This is a genomic window from Bryocella elongata, from assembly GCF_900108185.1.
In the GTDB taxonomy this organism is placed as follows: Bacteria; Acidobacteriota; Terriglobia; order Terriglobales; family Acidobacteriaceae; genus Granulicella; species Granulicella elongata.
The window spans coordinates 474,852-492,294 of the sequence record NZ_FNVA01000002.1 but is presented as its reverse complement, the minus strand read 5'-3'; the positions used below and the strand labels follow the sequence as shown (position 1 = coordinate 492,294).

Genomic DNA, 17,443 nt, shown 5'->3' with positions numbered 1-17,443 from the left:
GCCGCGCCCTTCAACCACCGATAAAGCAACCACCGATAGAGCAGCCGCTAATAGAGCAGCCGCTAACGCGCCAGCGCTGCTCCTAATACGTTCCCGCGAAGATCGCCTTCAGCTTCTGCTTGAGCCCCTGCTCTTCGCTGGCCCTGCGAACCTGCGTGCGGTGCGTGTAGAGCAGCATCCCTATGGCGGAGGAGAACTCCGGCCGCGCCAGATCCGGCGGCATGCGGCTCAGCGGTACAGGGTAGCCGATGCGCGCAGGCACGCGCAGCAGGCTCTCCGCGTGGTCCATCAGGCCAGTAAGGTTAGCGCCGCCGCCGGTGAAGACACAACCCGCGCCCATGGCTTCCAGCACGCCGCCGTTGCGCAGGTTGTCGCGCAACATGCGAAGCAGCTCCAGCGCACGCGGCTCGAGGATCTCCGCGAGATAGCGCTGCCGCACCATCCGTGCCGCGCCCCCGCCGGTGGAAAGGTCCCCGCCGACCTCAATCTCGTTGAGCTGCGGAACGCTGGTCACGACAGCGCTGCCGAAGGTGCGCTTCAGGTGCTCGGCCTCCTGCACGCTGATGTGCAGGCCGACCGCAAGGTCGTTGGTGAAGTGATCGCCGCCGATCGGCAGCACCGCCGTGTGGGCGACTGCGCCTTCGAAGTACACGATCAGCTCGGTGGAGCTCGCGCCAATGTCCACGAGGCACACACCCAGCTCACGCTCATCGGCCGAAAGCACAGCCTCAGCCGAAGCGATGCCCTCGTAGATGGTGTCGACCACCTCGAGACCCGCCTTGTTGGCGCACGTCACAACGTTCTGCAGCGCGGAGCCGGAGCACGTGGTGAGGTGCAGGCAGACCTCCAGCCGATTGCCCACCATGCCGATGGGATCGTGGATGGCAGCCTGGTCGTCCAGAATAAATTGCTGCGGCAGAAGGTGCAGCACCTCGCGGTCCGGAGCCAACCCAATCGACCGCGCGCGGTCAATCGCACTGCGCACGTCCTCGCGGGTGATCTCCTTCATGCGGCTGCCCATGCTGATGCCGCCCTGCGAGTTCATACCGCGGATGTGCGGTCCGCCCACACCGACGACAGCCGTCTCAATGGGAGCCTTGCAGGCCTTCTCCGCCGCCAGCGCAGCCAGGTTCACGACGTCGGCTGCAGGCCCAAGATCAGCGATGACGCCACGGCGCATGCCGCGCGAGTTCTCCACGCCGTGACCGCGATAGCGCAACACACCGTCCAGCAGCTCTGCCACCAGCACGGTCGTCTTCGAGCTGCCCACATCGAGCACGGTGATGAGATTGTTGCCCTTGCCGTTCATCGCTGGGGCCCTCCTGCGGGATGCGCCTGCTTCGGCCTGGGATGTGACGCGGCCGGGACCTTCTTCACCGGATGCGCCGTCTTGTTCAACGTCAACGGGTGAGGCGCGGCGATACCCGCCTGCGGCTTGCCCGCGCCTGCCTTCGACTGCGCCGTCTTCGACTTCGGCAACGCCGCAACCTTCGCGGCTGGCGTTGCAGCCTTGGGTGCGGCCGCAAGGGCTGCAGCCGCAGCATCGGCCGCGCTCGGGCCCGTCGCTGTGCTCACCGGCGCCGGCGGTCCGGCTGTACCCGAGTTCAGCACGATCTTGCTGTAGTAGCGCATATCCGCCGAAACCAGCTTGGGATACATCTGGCGCCACTCGGGCAGGTGCTGGTCGAACGTCTGGTAGCGGGCCAGGAAGTTCTCGTCGCCGAAGTGCACCAGGATGTCGGAGCCATCCCGCGCCACGATCGCCTTCACATCCTCGGGGTCGGTCACATCCACCTCGCTGAGGCTGTCCGTGATCTGCTCGCCACCCGCCGCCATGGCCTTCATAAAGTCGGTATAGAGCCCCATGCGCGCCTTGCGGGTCGAGAGCGGATCAGCCGCGCTGATGCCGGTGAGCACCGGAAAGGAGTAGTGCGGGTCGCCCGCGGCGTCCGACGGCATATCCAGCAGCACACCCGTCGCATCGACGAGACCGATCTGCGTTCCCTGCCGCACAAAGGCTACCGGCGTCCGCTCCACAATGGCCACGCGGAGCCGATTCGGCAGCAGCCGCATCACCGTGGCGTGCTGCACCCAGGGGAGGCGTTCGAGGTCAGCCTCGCGCTCGGCCAGCGACATGTGGAAGATGTTTCGGTCGAGGTCGTTGGCGAAGACACCCAGCGCCTGCGACCGGGAGAGCTCATGATTGCCAAGGACTTCGACCTGATCCGCGCTGGCGAGGAGAAACCGCTCGCTGTGCGTCAGATACTGGCGGACGACCAGGCCAACCGCCCCGAGGATGCCGGCCACCAGCAGAAGAGCTCCGCCCGCCATGAGGCGACCGCTCAGGGTGCGGGGCAGGCCGCGGAAGCGCACACGCAGTCCCTTCGCCCCCCGCGCGCCGTTCGCACGCCGGGAGTACGAGGAACGGTCCGCCGCGTCAGCACCTGCGCCATCGCCGGCGTCGTAGCCACGCCGGAGTGAGCCAACAGGTGCCGGGTGCGAGTAGGCGCTCGCGGAGGTATAACTGTCCTCCGGCGCTTCCAGCACCGCAGCGGTTGAGCCGCGCTTGGTTCCCATCTTCATACCCGCTGAGCCCAGAGCAAGGCCGCGGAAGAATCGCCAGACTTGAACATACCAGCCCGATGCGGCCGGAAGGCAGCGAGTTTCCCGAGGGTATCGACCGAGGAAACCGAACGCACGTTGTCCGTTCTCCGTGCTTCGTTGTCCGAGGAGTTCTCCCGGGATGCCGATCTACAGAGAACGGACAACCGACAACGGAGAACGTCCCCTGAATCCCCGCCGCACCCGCGCGAATCTACAATGGGAACCAAGGAGTCGGCCCCCGATGAAACTCACCCGCTATACGAAGTTCACCGGCGATCTCTCCACGAGCTTCGACCTCGACGATCTGCTCTCGCAGCTTGGGGACTTCCTGCTCGACTCCGGCTACTACGATCCCTTCTCCCCCAACGCCAACATGGACGACTCCATGGAGAGCCTGCGCGAGGCCATCCGCCAGGCGCTCGACTCCGGCGAACTCCTCGATGAGGACGGCCAGGAGAAGTACGACGAGCTCGAAGAGCCCCAGGTCGAAGAGCTCATCGACAAGATCATCCAGCGCATGAAGGCCGAACAGTACCTCAACGCCGAAGAGCCTTCCCAGGGCCAGGGCGAACAGGGTGAAGGCGAAGGCGACGCCCGCTTCGAGGTCACCGACAAGGCGATGGACTTCCTCGGCTACAAGGCCCTGCGCGACCTCCTCGGCCCGCTGGGCAAGAGCTCGCTCGGCCGCCACGACACCCGCCACGAAGCCGCGGGCGTCGAGACCAACGGCAGCTCCAAGCCCTACGAGTTTGGCGACACCCTGAATCTCGACATCACGGCCACGCTGAACTCCGTCTTCGCCCGCGAAGGCGCACCGAATGGCTCAGGCGTCCTCAATCTCGAATACGCCGACCTCCACGTCCAGCAGGCCGACTACCAGAGTTCCTGCGCCACCGTCGTGCTGCTCGACTGCTCGCACTCCATGATCCTCTACGGCGAAGACCGCTTCACCCCCGCCAAGCGCGTCGCCATGGCGCTCTCGCACCTCATCCGCACCCAGTTCCCCGGCGATTCGCTCTCCCTCGTCCTCTTCCACGACTCCGCCGAAGAGATCCCCATCTCGCAACTCCCGCGCGTCAAGGTCGGCCCGCATTACACCAACACCCGCGAAGGCCTCCGCGTAGCCCAGCGCATCCTGCGCGGCTCCGGCAAGGACATGAAGCAGATCGTCATGATCACCGACGGCAAGCCTTCGGCACTCACGCTCGAAGACGGCCGCATCTACAAAAACGCCTTCGGCCTCGACCCCCTCGTCATCTCCGAAACCCTCGAAGAGGTCGGCCGCTGCAAACGCTCCGGCATCATGATCAACACCTTCATGCTCGCCCAGGACTACGCTCTCGTACAGTTCGTGCAACAGATGAGCGCCATGTGCCGCGGCAAAGCCTACTTCACCACACCCCAGAACCTCGGCAACTACCTCCTGATGGACTTCATGTCCCGCCGCTCCAAGCACATCAATTAGGGTTTCTACCGGTGCATTCCGCGCCGCCCAATATCTGTCGTCTCGACAGATTCCACCCCACCCAGGATGTGTCGTTTCGACAGATTCCGCCCCACCCAGGATGTGTCATTTCGACCGAAGCGGGACGGTCTCATCGTCCCGCGTAGCGGAGAAACCTGCTTCTTGTTTCGTTAAGGGCACGACTTCAGTCGTGCCGTAAAGCCCGCAGAATCAGCGCGGCTTTAGCCGCTGGGGTACGCTAGCACTACTTAAACAAAGGTGCCCTGGGAGTCAGCGCTGCGCGGCAGCCCGAGACGGAAGTACCTGGCTTCACACAATAGGACCCAACATCGAATCACCTCACGCACCTGTAGGGGTAATGAGAAGACGTCCATCGGTCCTTCAGCGCCATCGGCGCGCCCCATACCAACCTCGGGTGAAGCGAAGCGCAACCCCAGGCTGGTAGGTGCGCGCCCACAAAACACCCAAGCGCTGAAGGCGCGGCCCATCGCTGCCCACTAAACCGGTGACAATAGCGTTTCCGCAGATAGACCTACAGCCAGGCCGCCTTGTCATTGTCATTTCCGCAAGAACTCTGCGGCTGCTCTTGCTTTTCTCGTTGTCATCCTCGGAGAGCATCAGCTGTTGCCTTTGTATCTCTTTGCTTGTCATTCCCGAAGACAATCTGCGTCACCAGGCCTGCCCCCTTCAGGGACCCGCGTCTGGCGCCCCTTCAGCGCCATCGGCGCGAACCATACCAGCCGGGTGCCCCATGTCTCGATTCTGAGACATGGGTTCGCAGGATGCCAGCCAAAGCACAAACCCGCAATCACGCCGCCAACTCCAAGGGCCAAAGGCCCGACGACATATCAGCCTGGGGTGGAGCGAAGCGCAACCCCAGGTGCACGCCCACAAACCACCAGAGCGCTGAAGGCGCGACCCATCGCTACTCCACGAACTGGTGGTAAGCGCGTTTACCGGTATCTATTAGAATGAGTTGCCCGAGGATACACTCAAGTTGGCTTTCGATGGCTCAGCAAGAACTTCATTATGCCTAAAGACACAAAATCAAAACGGGTTGAGGATCTCCTCTGCTCTTTGCACTATCTGAATTCCGGCGAATCTGGCAGATTTACGGTCTCCAGTCGAAGACCCCCCATAAGCCCAGAGGAGCGCGAATTTAGAAACGAGCTCCTGGCGGCGGGAGTTATTACTGAAACTCGTCATGGATCACTCGCGCTGACGCAAGAGGGAGTGGATGAGGCGGTAGCGATTATGAATGCCAGAAGTTTAGAGGAACAGCTCCAAGTGACATTCCCCGAGAATCGCGAAGGGGTAATGAAAGAACTAGATTACTGGGTTCGACGTCAACAAGAAGGACAGCCCGGTTCGATTCATTGGGAGCAGGTTGGGGGCCGGATCGCCCATTTAAGGCACCTTGAGCAAAGATTTGCCGAGGCCGAGAGAACTCAAGCACAAAATCTGCCACGACCTACTACGGAGACCATAGCGTCGAGTGAGGAACTGCTTCCAGCGGATGAGGCAATTCGATTGTTGCAGACTCAACTCAATGACGAGGTGGAATCACTACGTCATGACGATGTCAGGGTAGAGACATGGAAACGGCTGACATTGAAGATTGTCCGTCGCGCCTTCGGCGAACGGTCACAAAATGCAAAACATTATGCGGTGACAATGTCTTACGCGCGTCAGGCTGATGAAGAAAAGCAAGCGTGGCATGTGCAGCACATCCGTGACAAGAAGACTATGCTGCAAGCCTTCATCAAAGAACTCGAAGTGATTCCACCCGTTCGCCCTCACTCGATGGTGTCGGACGAGGATTTCGCCAAAATGGCCTTGGAAGAAGCGCGAAAGAGCAAAAATGAAGATGATCGGCCTCACCCAAAGGTCGGGTGCGTTGTAGTAAAAGATGGAAGAGTTCTAGCGAGAGCGCATAGAGGTGAATTCGAAGCGTGTCACGCAGAATACGCAGCGCTTGAGAAAAAGTTAAAAGATGAGACGTTGGCCGGCTGCACGGTGTACGCCACATTGGAGCCCTGCACAGGGCGCAATTCTCCGAAAGTTCCTTGCGCTGACCGTCTAATTGCAAGACGAGTTGCTCGCGTCGTTATCGGGGTTCTAGATCCAAACCCGGAAATTCGCGGTAATGGTGTATTAAAGCTTCAGGCAGCAGGCATCGCGGTGACATTATTCCCGCCAGCGCTCGCCAACGAGCTTTTGGAGTTGAATCGCGACTTTATCCGCTCTTTCACTCAGCCAAGCGCAGGGATTCTCAAAGCCAAAGAAGATCGGGCCATACAAGAAAAGCGAAAGCTTTATAAGCTGATCAGCAAAATCAATTGCATTCAATGCAAGTTTGCTTTTCCACCTGGCCCGCAAGAAGCCGTTTTCAATGGGGCATTGATCAGCCAGATCAACCGAGACATTGATGCAATCAGGGACGATCTCGTCGATCTTCTGGATCTGCCCGAAGCAAAAGCAGTTATAGACTTGCGAATACCGTCTGCGCCCTACGAAGGGGCATCTTGGCTTTGGTTAGAAGCTACATGGAGAGAGTACTTCCAACCTCTGCAGGAGTTGTTTATTCAAGTGAAGGTCGAAGTCCTTCACGATTGAGATTCTGGAGTCGCACGGCCTCATCCAGAATTCGCACCGATAAGTCGGCCTATCGCCACCGCTCTCGCCCTTCGCCGGGCGAGAGCTTCGTAACAGGCTCGCTACTTGCCTCAGCCTGAAGCGCTACCCGCACAGCCGCCAACCCATAGCGCTCCAGAGCACCCGGAAAAACCACCCAGCATCTGGCGTACTTCCCTGCCCCACTCTCTACAATGGAAGTAGGCCTGTTCTTCACCTCACCCCGCCACGCAGACCAGCACACTCGAAACACGACCTCCAAAAATGAGAGGTCCAGACCTAAAGTCTCTGTTTTGAGCATTTACGCAAAATGGGGGGGGGGGGGGGGGGGGGTACCCCTACCGGCCGCGCTTCCAAACCAGGTAAACGCCCCACGCAGCCGCCGTGCAGTTATCCATCACCCGCCCGTCGAGCAGCATCGCTTCAAACTCCTCGACGCGCACACGGTGTACCGTCATGTCGTCCTCTTCGTCGTCCCGATCCGTCTCACCCTGCGTGAGACCTTCGGCGAGGAAGACATGATGGATCTGATTCATCGCACCGTAGGCAATCCAGAGCTTTGTGATGGGCTGCATGAGCTCCGCAGTAAGCCCTGTCTCTTCGCGAAGCTCACCGCGCGCCATCTCTTCAATGTCGACGTTGGCATCTTCCCAACCGCCCTGCGGCAGCTCGTAAAAGCTTGCGCCCACGGTGTACCGGTACTGATGCACGAGCCATACGTAGTCGCCATCTGCCGCATGCTCAATGGGGATGACGATACACGCCGGGTCTTTATCCAGTACGCCGTAGATGCCACGCTGGCCGTTGGCTCGCTCGATGATGTCCTCGCGCCACCGCGACCACTTGTTGCGGTAGATCTCCCGGCTGCTGATGGTCCTGATGGGTTTGCGGCTCTCGTCGTGCAAGCGACCTCCGTCACGCAGGGGCTGTGACTTGCGCAATTATCTCAGCCCCACGTGACAGAGAAAGGGGTGGCTGCAGCTACTGAACCTCGCGATTGTCCATCGTCTCTTCGGAGCAGTGAAGGACCGCAAGAGTCATCGGCGGAAGCTCGATGTGCGTGTCGTCCTGGGAAAGATCGAAACGCGAAGCCAGCAGGAGCCCCTCCTGCTGCAACAGGTCAAAACGCTGAGTCTCGCGCCCGAGGTTCACCAGGACGCGAACTTCGTCGCGCTGCATCACGAGCGTGCGCCGCACGTCATCCGTTGAGACCCGCAACCGCTGCATGCTTCCATCATTGAGCGAAACGGTACTGCGCCGCAGCTTGATGAGGGCCTTCACCCACGACAGCATCTCCGCATGCTTGCCGTCTTCCACCTCACTCCAGTCGAGCTTGGAGTCCTCGAAGGTCTTCACGTCCTCCGGGTTTGGCACCTCATCCCAGAAGCCGAACGCGGAGAACTCACGCTTGCGACCTTCGGAGACAGCCTTGCGCATCTCTTCGTCTTCGTGGTCGGCGAAGTAAAGAAATGGCGTCGATGCCGCAAACTCTTCGCCCATAAAGAGCATGGGAACATACGGCGCCAACAGCACGATCCCGATTGCCACCCTGGCCGCGTCGATGCCGACGAGGTGCTCCAGGCGCTCGCCCAGCGCACGATTGCCTACCTGATCGTGATTCTGATCGAAGTGGATGAAGTGATGTGCTGCAAGGCCTTCTGCAGGACGGCCATGCTTGCGCCGGCGATACTGCGAGTACTGGCCGTCGTAGACAAAGGCATGCTTCAGTGCCTTGTGCAGGTCCCCAACAGAGCCAAAGTCGGAGTAGTAGGCACGCCCCGGCTCCTTGTCATAGAGCAGCGTGAAGAGCGCATGGTGGAAGTCATCGCTCCACTGCGAGTCCATGCCATAGCCCTGTGCCTCACGAGGGCGCACGATGCGCGGGTCATTGAGATCGCTCTCCGCAATGAGATAGAACTCGCGTCCCAGAGTAGCGCCCAGGCGCTCCACCTCGCTCGAGACCTGTTCAAGGAAGTGCACCGCGGAGAGATCGATGAAAGCATGCACCGCATCGAGCCGCAGGCCGTCGATATGGTAATCGCGAAGCCACATCAAAGCATTGTCGACGAAGAAACGACGCACCTCATCACTGCCCGCTTCATCCAGATTCACCGCATTGCCCCACGGAGTCTTGTGGTGATCGGTGAGATACGGCCCGAACTTGTTCGTGTAGTTCCCCACCGGACCAAAGTGGTTATAGACCACGTCGAGGATGACACTGAGTCCCCGCGCATGGCACGCATCGACAAAGCGCTTCAGACCATCGGGACCGCCATACGCTTCGTGCGTCGCGAAGATCGAGACTCCGTCGTATCCCCAGCCCTGATTGCCTGCCCAGGCCGCCACCGGCATCAGTTCCACATGTGTTATCCCAAGGTCCCGCAGATAGTCGAGGTGTTGGATCGCACCGTCAAAGGTGCCTTCCTTCGAGAACGTTCCAATATGCAGCTCGTAGAGAACGGCTCCCGTCTTGGGAGCTCCGCGCCACAGCTGGTCGTGCCATGCAAAGACGCTGTGATCGTACAGTTCGCTGAGGCCATGCACCCCCTCGGGCTGCCGGAGGCTGCGCGGGTCAGGATAGGGCGTTTCGTCATCGTCGAGCAGGAAGGCATATCGATCGCCACAGTCGCAATCCTTCAGCTCGAGCTTCCACCAGCCACGCGCGTTCGGGCCTTCCATTGCGAACTTGCCATCACCAAACTTCACAGACATCTTCTGCGCGCGCGGCGCCCAAACTCCGAAGCGATGCATGATCTTCCTTCCTCTGCAGCGGTACCACTCTGCACCAACGACGACCGACTAGTTCCGGGTCAGCAGCGCAACCGGGAATTCCATGAGCAGTGCACTCAGCGCGATCTCCTGGGCCCTCTCGATCTCGAGCCGCTCGCCGGTCAGACGATTGAGCCATGCGCCCTCGGGAAGTTTGAGCCGCGTGTCGGCCCATTCGCCTTCGCGACGCATGCCCAGGCGTTGCCCAACTGTGACGACGTTCTTTCCGCGGGCATAAGCGAGGACGCATTCGGCGTGTCGCCCTGTTGCGGTCAGCGGTTCGTAGGAGGCTTCAGCGCCAAACCAGTCCCGCTGCTCATTGCGCAGGCAAAGCGCATGGTGGATCAGCCAGAGCTTGGGCAGCCCCTCATCCATGCGAGCCATCACACCACGCACATCCAGATGTTTCATCTCTGCCAGCAGAGCGCGACGCATTTCATAATCCACGGGCCGCCGATTGTCAGGATCGACGAGTGAGAGGTCCCACAACTCGCCTCCCTGATAGAGATCTGGAACACCTGGAGCGGTATGTTTCAGCAGGGTCTGCGTGAGCGAGTTGAACCGCCCTGCTTCAAGGATCTTCGCGACGAAGGCTTCGATCTCCCCGACCCATACGGTATCGCCAAGCATCGCTTCGATGTACTGACCGAGAGCGGTCTCGTACTCGGCGTTGTTCGATACCCAGCTGGTCCGCTCCTTGGCTTCACGCATGGCCTTCAGCATGTATTCCGTCAGCCGTTCCTGCGTGATGGGCCATGCGCCAACGAGAGTCTGATACAGGAACCATTGGGTGCCCGTGTCGATGAGATCGCCAAGCTGATAGCGCCTGCCGTATTCGCTCCACCGGGAGGCGACCGAGGCAAACTCGTGTGGAATTTCGCTGAGCACAGCGATGCGCGCGCGCACGTCATCGGCACGTTTCGTGTCGTGCGTGCTGAGAGTCGTCATCGTATACGGCGTGGTCGCGAGCACCTTGCGTTGATAGTCGTGGAAGGCCTCAACCGTGAAGCCGCCGCAATCGGGGTCGCCGCCGACCTCACACAGAGCGGTCAAGCGGTTGAAGCAGTAGAACGCGGTATCTTCAACGCCCTTGGCCATCACGGGACCGGTAAACTGCTGGAACCGCTGGACGAATTCGGTCTCATCCTTGCCCGATATCTTCAGCGTGAGCACATCGCGCATGAAGTCGAACAACAGGCCGTCGATGTCCGTCCGATTATTTTTCGCACTCTCGCAGGCGCGCTCGATACGCTTGCGATCCTCCTCGCGGATTTCGTTGCGGTCAGGCACCACGTAGGTGCGATAGACCGAGAAGCAGGCCGCAACCTCACGAATGGCGCGGCGAATCTCTGCGCGAGTGAAGTCGCGCTCTTCGCGATGACTCTCGCAGATGTTTACGAAGATTGTGGCAAGGCGGTTGACATCGCTACCAAGCGCCTCCTGGGTGACTGCGATCTTCTTATCGTGAGCGATCGCCGGGAACGGAGTTGCATCACCGGCAAACTCCGCGCAGAGTTCGCCAAGCCGCTCCACGCCATCGCGATCGACGAGCACACCAAGCACTATGTTGAGGAAGTCATAGCCGCTGGTGCCTTCGATGGGCCAGTCGCGCAGCCATTCGCCGGGTTCGAGGATCTTCTCGCCGATAATCCAGGCTTCGGGTGCACGGTCACGCAGTCGCTGAAAGTACTGCATCGGGTCGCGCAGACCATCGGGATGATCCACGCGCACCCCGTCGAGCACCCCACTCTTCAGCCACTTCAGGATGAGCGCATGGGTCTCGTCGAAGACAAACTCGCGCTCGACGCGCAGGCCAATAAGGGTGTTGACGTCGAAGAAGCGCCGATAGACCAGCTGCTGGTCGGCGGTCTTCCAGTACGCCAGGCGATAATGCTGCTGCGTAAGGAAGGCATCGAGGGCATCAGGATCTGCATTGAGCTCACGCACCGCCCGATCCACCGCATCGCATACGCCCTGCTCTTCATTGCATAGGCGGTCGAGAAGCGTCTGCAGTACATTCTTGTCGCGATGCCGAGCCAGCACCGTGCGACGATCGTTCATGTCGGTGGAAGGCAAGCGTCCGTAACTTGCGCCGACGAAGTTCAAGGTATCGCTGCGCGCGTAGTCGGCGGCACGAGCGAGTATCGTCGATAGGCTCTCGGGAGAGATTGGGAACGTCTGTCCGGAGGTATCGACGACGAAGGTGCTGCCTGAGCGCTTTACGACGATGCCGCCGGCGGCCAGCACGCGGCCGTACTGGTCCCCCAGGATCGGCACGAGCACCTTTTCGCGGAGGCGCTCTTCGCTTGGGTTCCAGTCGACATCGAAGAAGCCCGCATAGCGGCTGTTCATGCCGTTTTCTAGCACATCCCACCAGTAGCGGTTCTGGCGGGCGAGGCTCATGTGATTCGGCACGATGTCCAACACCTGGCCAAGTCCTACTTCGCCGAGGCGTTGCGAGAATTGCGTGTGGCCCTCGAGACCACCGAGCTCTTCGTTGACCTTGCGATGGTCGACGACATCGTAGCCGTGCATGCTGTCGGGCGCGGCTTGCAGATAAGGTGAGCTATAGACGTGCGAAACCCCAAGCTCCTTGAGGTAGTCGGAGATCTTGCCAGCGTCCTCGAAGGTGAACTGCTTATGAAGCTGCAGCCGGTAGGTTGAAGCTGGAATCCGCTTCATGCGTTCACGTTCTCCATGGGCTGCGTCGCAGATGCGACTCGTTTTCGAATATCCGGCACACGGGTCGTCACGAGGCACAATCCATGCCTTCGCACGGACTGCACACCACGGGCCGGAAGCAACTCATTGTCCTTACAGATAGAGTCCCGAAAGGAGGTCTCAGGTTGCACTCAGCTTCAGCATGTAGCCCGCCCCATGCCAACCGGGGCGTTATGTCGTTGATCCTGTGTAGGGCTCGGGCGTCCATTGACCAGAGAGGGCGAACGCTGCGTGAGCAAGCGCGATGTGCGACAAGGCCTGCGGAAAGTTGCCCAGCATCCGTCGCTCCACGGGATCGTATTCCTCGCTCAGCAGGCCTACATCGTTGCTCAGCAACAGGAGCTTCTCAAAGAGCACTCGTGCCTCCTCCTGACGGCCGATGAGATGCAGTGCGACGACGAGCCAGAAGCTGCAGGCGAGGAAGGTTCCTTCACTGCCGCGAAGGCCATCCTTTGTCTTCGAGGTGTCGTAGCGCTGCACCAGGCCATCGCGCATAAGGCCCTTCTGGATGGCATCCACGGTGCCGATGATGCGGGGATCGTCAGGCGGCAGGAAGCCCACGATGACCAGCCGCAGGCAGGAAGCATCGAGCGCATCGGAGCCGTAGGCCTGGGTAAAGGAATTGAGCTTCCTGCTGAAGCCCTTCCTGCAGATCTCCTTGTGCAGCATGTCGCGATTCTTGCGCCAACGCTTCACATCGCCGGAGCCGTCGTACTTCTTGTAGTGCTTGATGGCGCGATCCAGTGCCACCCACGCCATCACCTTGCTGTAAACGAAGTGCTGGCGCTTGCCGCGCACCTCCCAGATGCCTTCGTCCGGCTCGGTCCAGATGTGGCAGAGGTGATCCACCAGCGAGGCCTGCAGGGCCACGGAGGAGGTACGCAGATCGTCTTCCGCTTCCGGCATGCGGCTGAGCGCGACGGCCACCTCGCCAAAGACATCCAGCTGGAATTGCTCGCTAGCCGCATTGCCGATGCGTACGGGGCGCGAATCCTCGTAACCTCGCAGCCACGCGGCGTCCCACTCCACCAGCTTGCGCTCGCCACAGATGCCATAGACGGTCTGCAGCTGGTCTGGGGATCCGGCGATGGCGCGAAGCAGCCAAAGTCGCCAGCCCACGGCCTCTTCCACATATCCGGCGCGCAGGAGGACCAGCAGAGTGAAGGCGGTATCCCGCAGCCAGCAGTAGCGATAGTCCCAGTTGCGTTCGCCTCCAATGCCCTCGGGAAGGCTCGTGGTTACCGCGGCTACGATGCCACCGGTGGGCTTGTACGTAAGCGTCTTCAGCAACATCAGGCTGCGCTCGACGGCATCCTTGTAAGGGCCGTTGTATTGGTTGACCGCGGCCCATTGTGTCCAGAAGGACTCGGTGTCGCGCAGCGCATGGTCGAGGTGGATGGCCCGGGGAACCTCCTCCACAGAAGACCCATAGCTCATGGTGAAGCAGACCTGTCGCTCCTTGCTCAAGGTGAAGTCGCTGACGGTCGTCATCGCCTCGCCACGCAGCTCGGCCACAGGGCCATCGGCGCAGCTGGAGCGCAGCACCACGAGGTTCGGGCCGGCCACTGCGACAAGTTCCTGGTCACGCATGGTTACCCAGGGGATCGTGAGGCCGTAGTCGAAACGCAGCACCAGATCCATGTGCATCTCGACTTTGCCACGGACCCCTTGCACCATGCGCACAACATCGGAAAACTTCCCACGTGGGGGCATGAAATCCACCAGGCAAACCTCACCCTCCTCGGTGAAGAAGGTCGTCTCCAGAATCATGGTTTGCGGGCGGTAGCGGCGGCGGGTCTCGAGGATCTTGCCCTTGGGCCGGATGCGCCAGAAGCCGTTGTTCGCAGTCCCCAGCAGGGCAGCGAAGCACGCGCTCGAGGCGAATGACGGCCAGCACAGCCAGTCAATCGAACCTTCGCGGCTGACCAGCGCCGCGGTCTCGCAGTCGCCGATGACGGCGTAATCCTCGATCCGCACGGCGTGGAGCGGGGTCGTGTCCTTCTTCTTGAACCACTCCGGCAATCGGTCCTCCTGCTTGCTTGTTCCTGGAACATGCATCCAACAGCCCAGCTCTTCATGCAGCCAGGCTGCGGGAGAGGTATAAGGTTGGAGTGCGTTGATCTCAACCTGCGGCATGCTTCGCGCCGCGGGTACTGATTGCTTCGATGCAGGTTCGGCCCAGCCCGCCGCTCGAGCGCAAGCTATGGTGATTGCGTTCGGACCAAATGAATCTAACGACGTGAGAGTTTGACAAGACCATGAAACCGATTGAAGGCCGCCGCCGCGTCATCGTTGAGGGGATCCAGCCACAGATTGACGGTGGGCGCTATCCGGCCAAGCGCACCGTCGGCGATAACGTGACTGTCACCGCTGCCATCTTTTCCGACGGGCACGACCACGTCGCCGCTCGGCTCCTCTATAGCCATGCCTCCGACACGACCTGGGGGACAGCTCGGTTCACGGAGCTTCCCAACGACATGTGGGCCGCAACGTTTCCGGTCGACCGCCTCGGCACCTGGCGCTTCAAGATCGAGGCTTGGGTCGACCACTTCGACACGTGGTCCAGCGACCTGGTAAAGCGTCTCGGTGCGCAGCCTGATCCAACGAACCCATCCGCCAATGCCGTTCCACAAGACATTCCGTTGGCTCTTCGCATCGGAGCCAATCTCCTGGACGCTGCCGGAGATCGCGCGCGCGGCGCAGATGCCGCACAGCTGAAGGCCGCCGCCACCGACCTTTGTACACTGGCCGAACAAAACCTGCCGTACTACGCCGGCTATCCCGTCAGCGATGAAATCATCTCGCTGGCCGATTCTTACCCCGACCTGCGCTTTGCGGCGCGATCCGACCGCGAGCTGGAGATCTGGGTCGATCGCGAGCGGGCGCGCTACTCCAACTGGTATGAGCTCTTTCCACGTTCGGCAGCCAACGTCGAAGGCGTTCATGGCACCTTCAAGGACGTCGAGAAGCGGTTGCCGGCCATCGCTGCGATGGGCTTCCAGATCGTGTACATGCCGCCGATTCACCCCATCGGCCGCAGCTATCGCAAGGGCAAGAACAACTCGGTCTCGGCGCTCGATGGCGATGTGGGAAGTCCGTGGGCCATCGGCGCGGCGGAAGGCGGACACACCGCGCTGCTGCCCGAGCTCGGCACCTTCGCGGACTTCGATTTGCTCGTCGCCGCCGCGCAGACCCACGGCATGGAGCTCGCGCTGGACGTTGCGTTTCAATGCGCACCCGAACATCCTTGGGTGAAGGAACATCCTGACTGGTTCATCATCCGGCCCGATGGCTCGATCCAGTACGCCGAGAATCCGCCGAAGAAGTACCAGGACATCTACCCGCTCAACTTTGAATCGCCCGACTGGCGCAACCTGTGGGAGGCGCTCTATGGCGTCTTCAAGTTCTGGGTCGACCGCGGCGTGCGCGTCTTCCGCGTGGACAATCCGCACACCAAGGCGCTGCCCTTCTGGGAGTGGTGCCTCGCCGAGGTGCGCAAGTCAGCGCCCGAAACGCTCTTCCTGGCTGAGGCTTTCACGCGGCCGCACGTGATGTACTCGCTGGCCAAGGGTGGTTACACGCAGGGCTACACGTACTTCACCTGGCGCACCGGTAAGGCCGAGCTGGAGGCCTACTTCACCGAGATCAACAACGCTCCCGTGGCGGACTTCTTCCGCCCCAACGTGTGGCCCAACACGCCGGACATCCTGCACGCCCAGTTCCAGGTGGAAGACCTGGCTGAGCGGCGCGCGATCTTCCAGCAGCGAGTGATCCTCGCTGCGACGCTGAGCGGAAACTATGGCATCTACGGCCCCGCGTACGAGTTGCTCGAAGGCCGCCCCGGACCGACGATGCCCGGCAAGAGCGGCAGCGAAGAGTACCTCGACAGCGAGAAGTACCAGCTGCGCACGTGGGACTTCGACGCACCCTATTCCATCGCGCCGCTTATCACGCAGCTCAACGCGATCCGCGCCGCGCATCCGGCCCTGCAGGCCAACGCGAACACGCGCTTTCACACGGTGGCGAACGACCAGCTCATCGTTTACTCGAAGTCCACCGCACCGGAGCTACCAAGCGACCAGCTCGGTGCCAAGGGACAGGCCGCGCTGGCCGCAGCCGCAAAAGCAGACACCATCCTGACAGTCGTGAACCTCGATCCGAAGAACACCCAATCGGGCATCGTCAATCTCTGGATGCCATCACTGGGACTGCCATGGGAGGATTCGTTCGAGGTGGAAGACCTGCTGACCGGGGCGCGCTACCGGTGGAACGGACAGTACAACTACGTCAGCCTGAACCCGGCGCTTCCGGCGCATGTGTTTCGTATTGTGAGGTAGGTGAATGGCCTGGATCTGTTCCACCTGCGGGCAGAACCACGAGGATGTTCCGCTCAGTTTTGCCGCAGACTTTCCGGACAATTTTGCCAACATGAGCGCGGATGAACGCGACGCCCGGGCGCTCATCACCTCGGATCAGTGCATCATCGACGAGAAAGAGTTTTATGTTCGAGGACTGATCGAGATTCCAATTCACGGCGAGCCGGATCCGTTCCTATGGGGTGTGTGGGCATCTGTATCTGAGGAAGACTTTGACCAGATCCACGACAGTTGGCAACTGAAGGGCCGTGAATCGACTACTGGGCCGTTCAAGGGCAGACTCGCCAACGGATTTGGCCCCTATACGCCAACTACGCGTAACCTCAAACTCACGATTAAGATTCGGCCTGTCGGCGAACGCCCACTCTTCTTCCTTGATGAGGCAGACCACCCGCTCGGCACAACTCAGCGTTGCGGATTGACTCTCTCCGAGGCGCAAGAAATAGCATCTTTCGTCTTGCATGACTAGTAGCCGTTTTCGCTTATGTCAAGCGCTCTGCCGACATAAGAACACGCGACGCACTAACCAACGAACAAATTCGCATCAGCGTCAGGCAGCGTTCTGTTCGAGCGATGACGCTACGAACTCGAGGACGCTTTCGATCTCTTCCCGGCTTACCGGAAACTGTTCGATGATCTCGTCAACCGTCAGTCCCACTTCAAGGTTCTCAAAGATCACCTTCACCGGCGTCCGCGTGCCGCGCAGCACCCACGCTCCCCCGACCTTGTCAGGGATGCTCTCAACCCTAGCGCACTGTGACCAATCCAGTGGTTTCATTCGCTTCTCCCGAGGATGACCCGCTGGTCGAAAGTATACCCGCCAACCATCGCCAGTCGCGCACTCTGCATCCAACCCCAAAGATTCGTTTGAGGT

At 60.7% G+C, this 17,443-nt stretch carries 11 protein-coding genes; 4 read left to right on the top strand and 7 right to left on the bottom strand.

Annotated elements, in window-relative coordinates:
- Positions 1–82: 82 nt before the first annotated feature.
- Positions 83–1,309, bottom strand: coding sequence for a cell division protein FtsA (ftsA, locus tag C4S68_RS08360; protein WP_103932586.1), 1,227 nt, complete (start codon positions 1,307–1,309; stop codon positions 83–85).
- Positions 1,306–2,583, bottom strand: a complete 1,278-nt coding sequence (locus tag C4S68_RS08355; RefSeq protein WP_103932585.1) for a cell division protein FtsQ/DivIB — start codon at positions 2,581–2,583, stop codon at positions 1,306–1,308. Before C4S68_RS08355 ends, ftsA begins: the two co-directional genes overlap by 4 nt.
- 262 nt (positions 2,584–2,845) lie before the next feature.
- Here C4S68_RS08355 and C4S68_RS08350 point away from each other — a divergent pair, with 262 nt between their 5' ends.
- Positions 2,846–4,069: a vWA domain-containing protein gene (locus C4S68_RS08350; protein ID WP_103932584.1), complete on the top strand. Its 1,224-nt coding sequence runs from the start codon at positions 2,846–2,848 to the stop codon at positions 4,067–4,069.
- A gap of 1,029 nt (positions 4,070–5,098) precedes the next feature.
- Positions 5,099–6,685 carry a deaminase gene (locus tag C4S68_RS08345; protein ID WP_103932583.1) on the top strand — a complete coding sequence of 529 codons (1,587 nt, stop codon included), beginning with the start codon at positions 5,099–5,101 and terminating at the stop codon, positions 6,683–6,685.
- A 356-nt stretch (positions 6,686–7,041) separates the two neighbouring features.
- On the opposite strand, the gene C4S68_RS08340 is transcribed toward C4S68_RS08345, so the two are convergent.
- From C4S68_RS08340 to C4S68_RS08325, 4 genes are all read right to left on the bottom strand, one after another.
- Positions 7,042–7,608 (bottom strand): NUDIX domain-containing protein, encoded by a 567-nt coding sequence (locus C4S68_RS08340; protein ID WP_103932582.1) that lies wholly within the window; start codon positions 7,606–7,608, stop codon positions 7,042–7,044.
- 76 nt (positions 7,609–7,684) lie between these two features.
- Complete coding sequence (gene treZ / locus C4S68_RS08335; protein ID WP_103932581.1) at positions 7,685–9,454, bottom strand: malto-oligosyltrehalose trehalohydrolase; 1,770 nt, start codon at positions 9,452–9,454, stop codon at positions 7,685–7,687.
- A 48-nt stretch (positions 9,455–9,502) separates the two neighbouring features.
- Positions 9,503–12,154, bottom strand: coding sequence for a malto-oligosyltrehalose synthase (treY, locus tag C4S68_RS08330; RefSeq protein WP_103932580.1), 2,652 nt, complete (start codon positions 12,152–12,154; stop codon positions 9,503–9,505).
- A 210-nt stretch (positions 12,155–12,364) separates the two neighbouring features.
- Positions 12,365–14,329 carry a glycoside hydrolase family 15 protein gene (locus tag C4S68_RS08325; protein ID WP_235011458.1) on the bottom strand — a complete coding sequence of 655 codons (1,965 nt, stop codon included), beginning with the start codon at positions 14,327–14,329 and terminating at the stop codon, positions 12,365–12,367.
- Between the two features lie 122 nt (positions 14,330–14,451).
- Here C4S68_RS08325 and C4S68_RS08320 point away from each other — a divergent pair, with 122 nt between their 5' ends.
- Positions 14,452–16,530: an alpha-1,4-glucan--maltose-1-phosphate maltosyltransferase gene (locus C4S68_RS08320; RefSeq protein ID WP_103932579.1), complete on the top strand. Its 2,079-nt coding sequence runs from the start codon at positions 14,452–14,454 to the stop codon at positions 16,528–16,530.
- A 4-nt stretch (positions 16,531–16,534) separates the two neighbouring features.
- Positions 16,535–17,038: a DUF2199 domain-containing protein gene (locus C4S68_RS08315; protein ID WP_103932578.1), complete on the top strand. Its 504-nt coding sequence runs from the start codon at positions 16,535–16,537 to the stop codon at positions 17,036–17,038.
- A gap of 81 nt (positions 17,039–17,119) precedes the next feature.
- On the opposite strand, the gene C4S68_RS08310 is transcribed toward C4S68_RS08315, so the two are convergent.
- The gene (locus C4S68_RS08310; protein ID WP_103932577.1) at positions 17,120–17,347 is read right to left on the bottom strand and encodes a DUF433 domain-containing protein; all 228 of its coding nucleotides are present in this window, start codon (positions 17,345–17,347) and stop codon (positions 17,120–17,122) included.
- Positions 17,348–17,443: the final 96 nt, after the last annotated feature.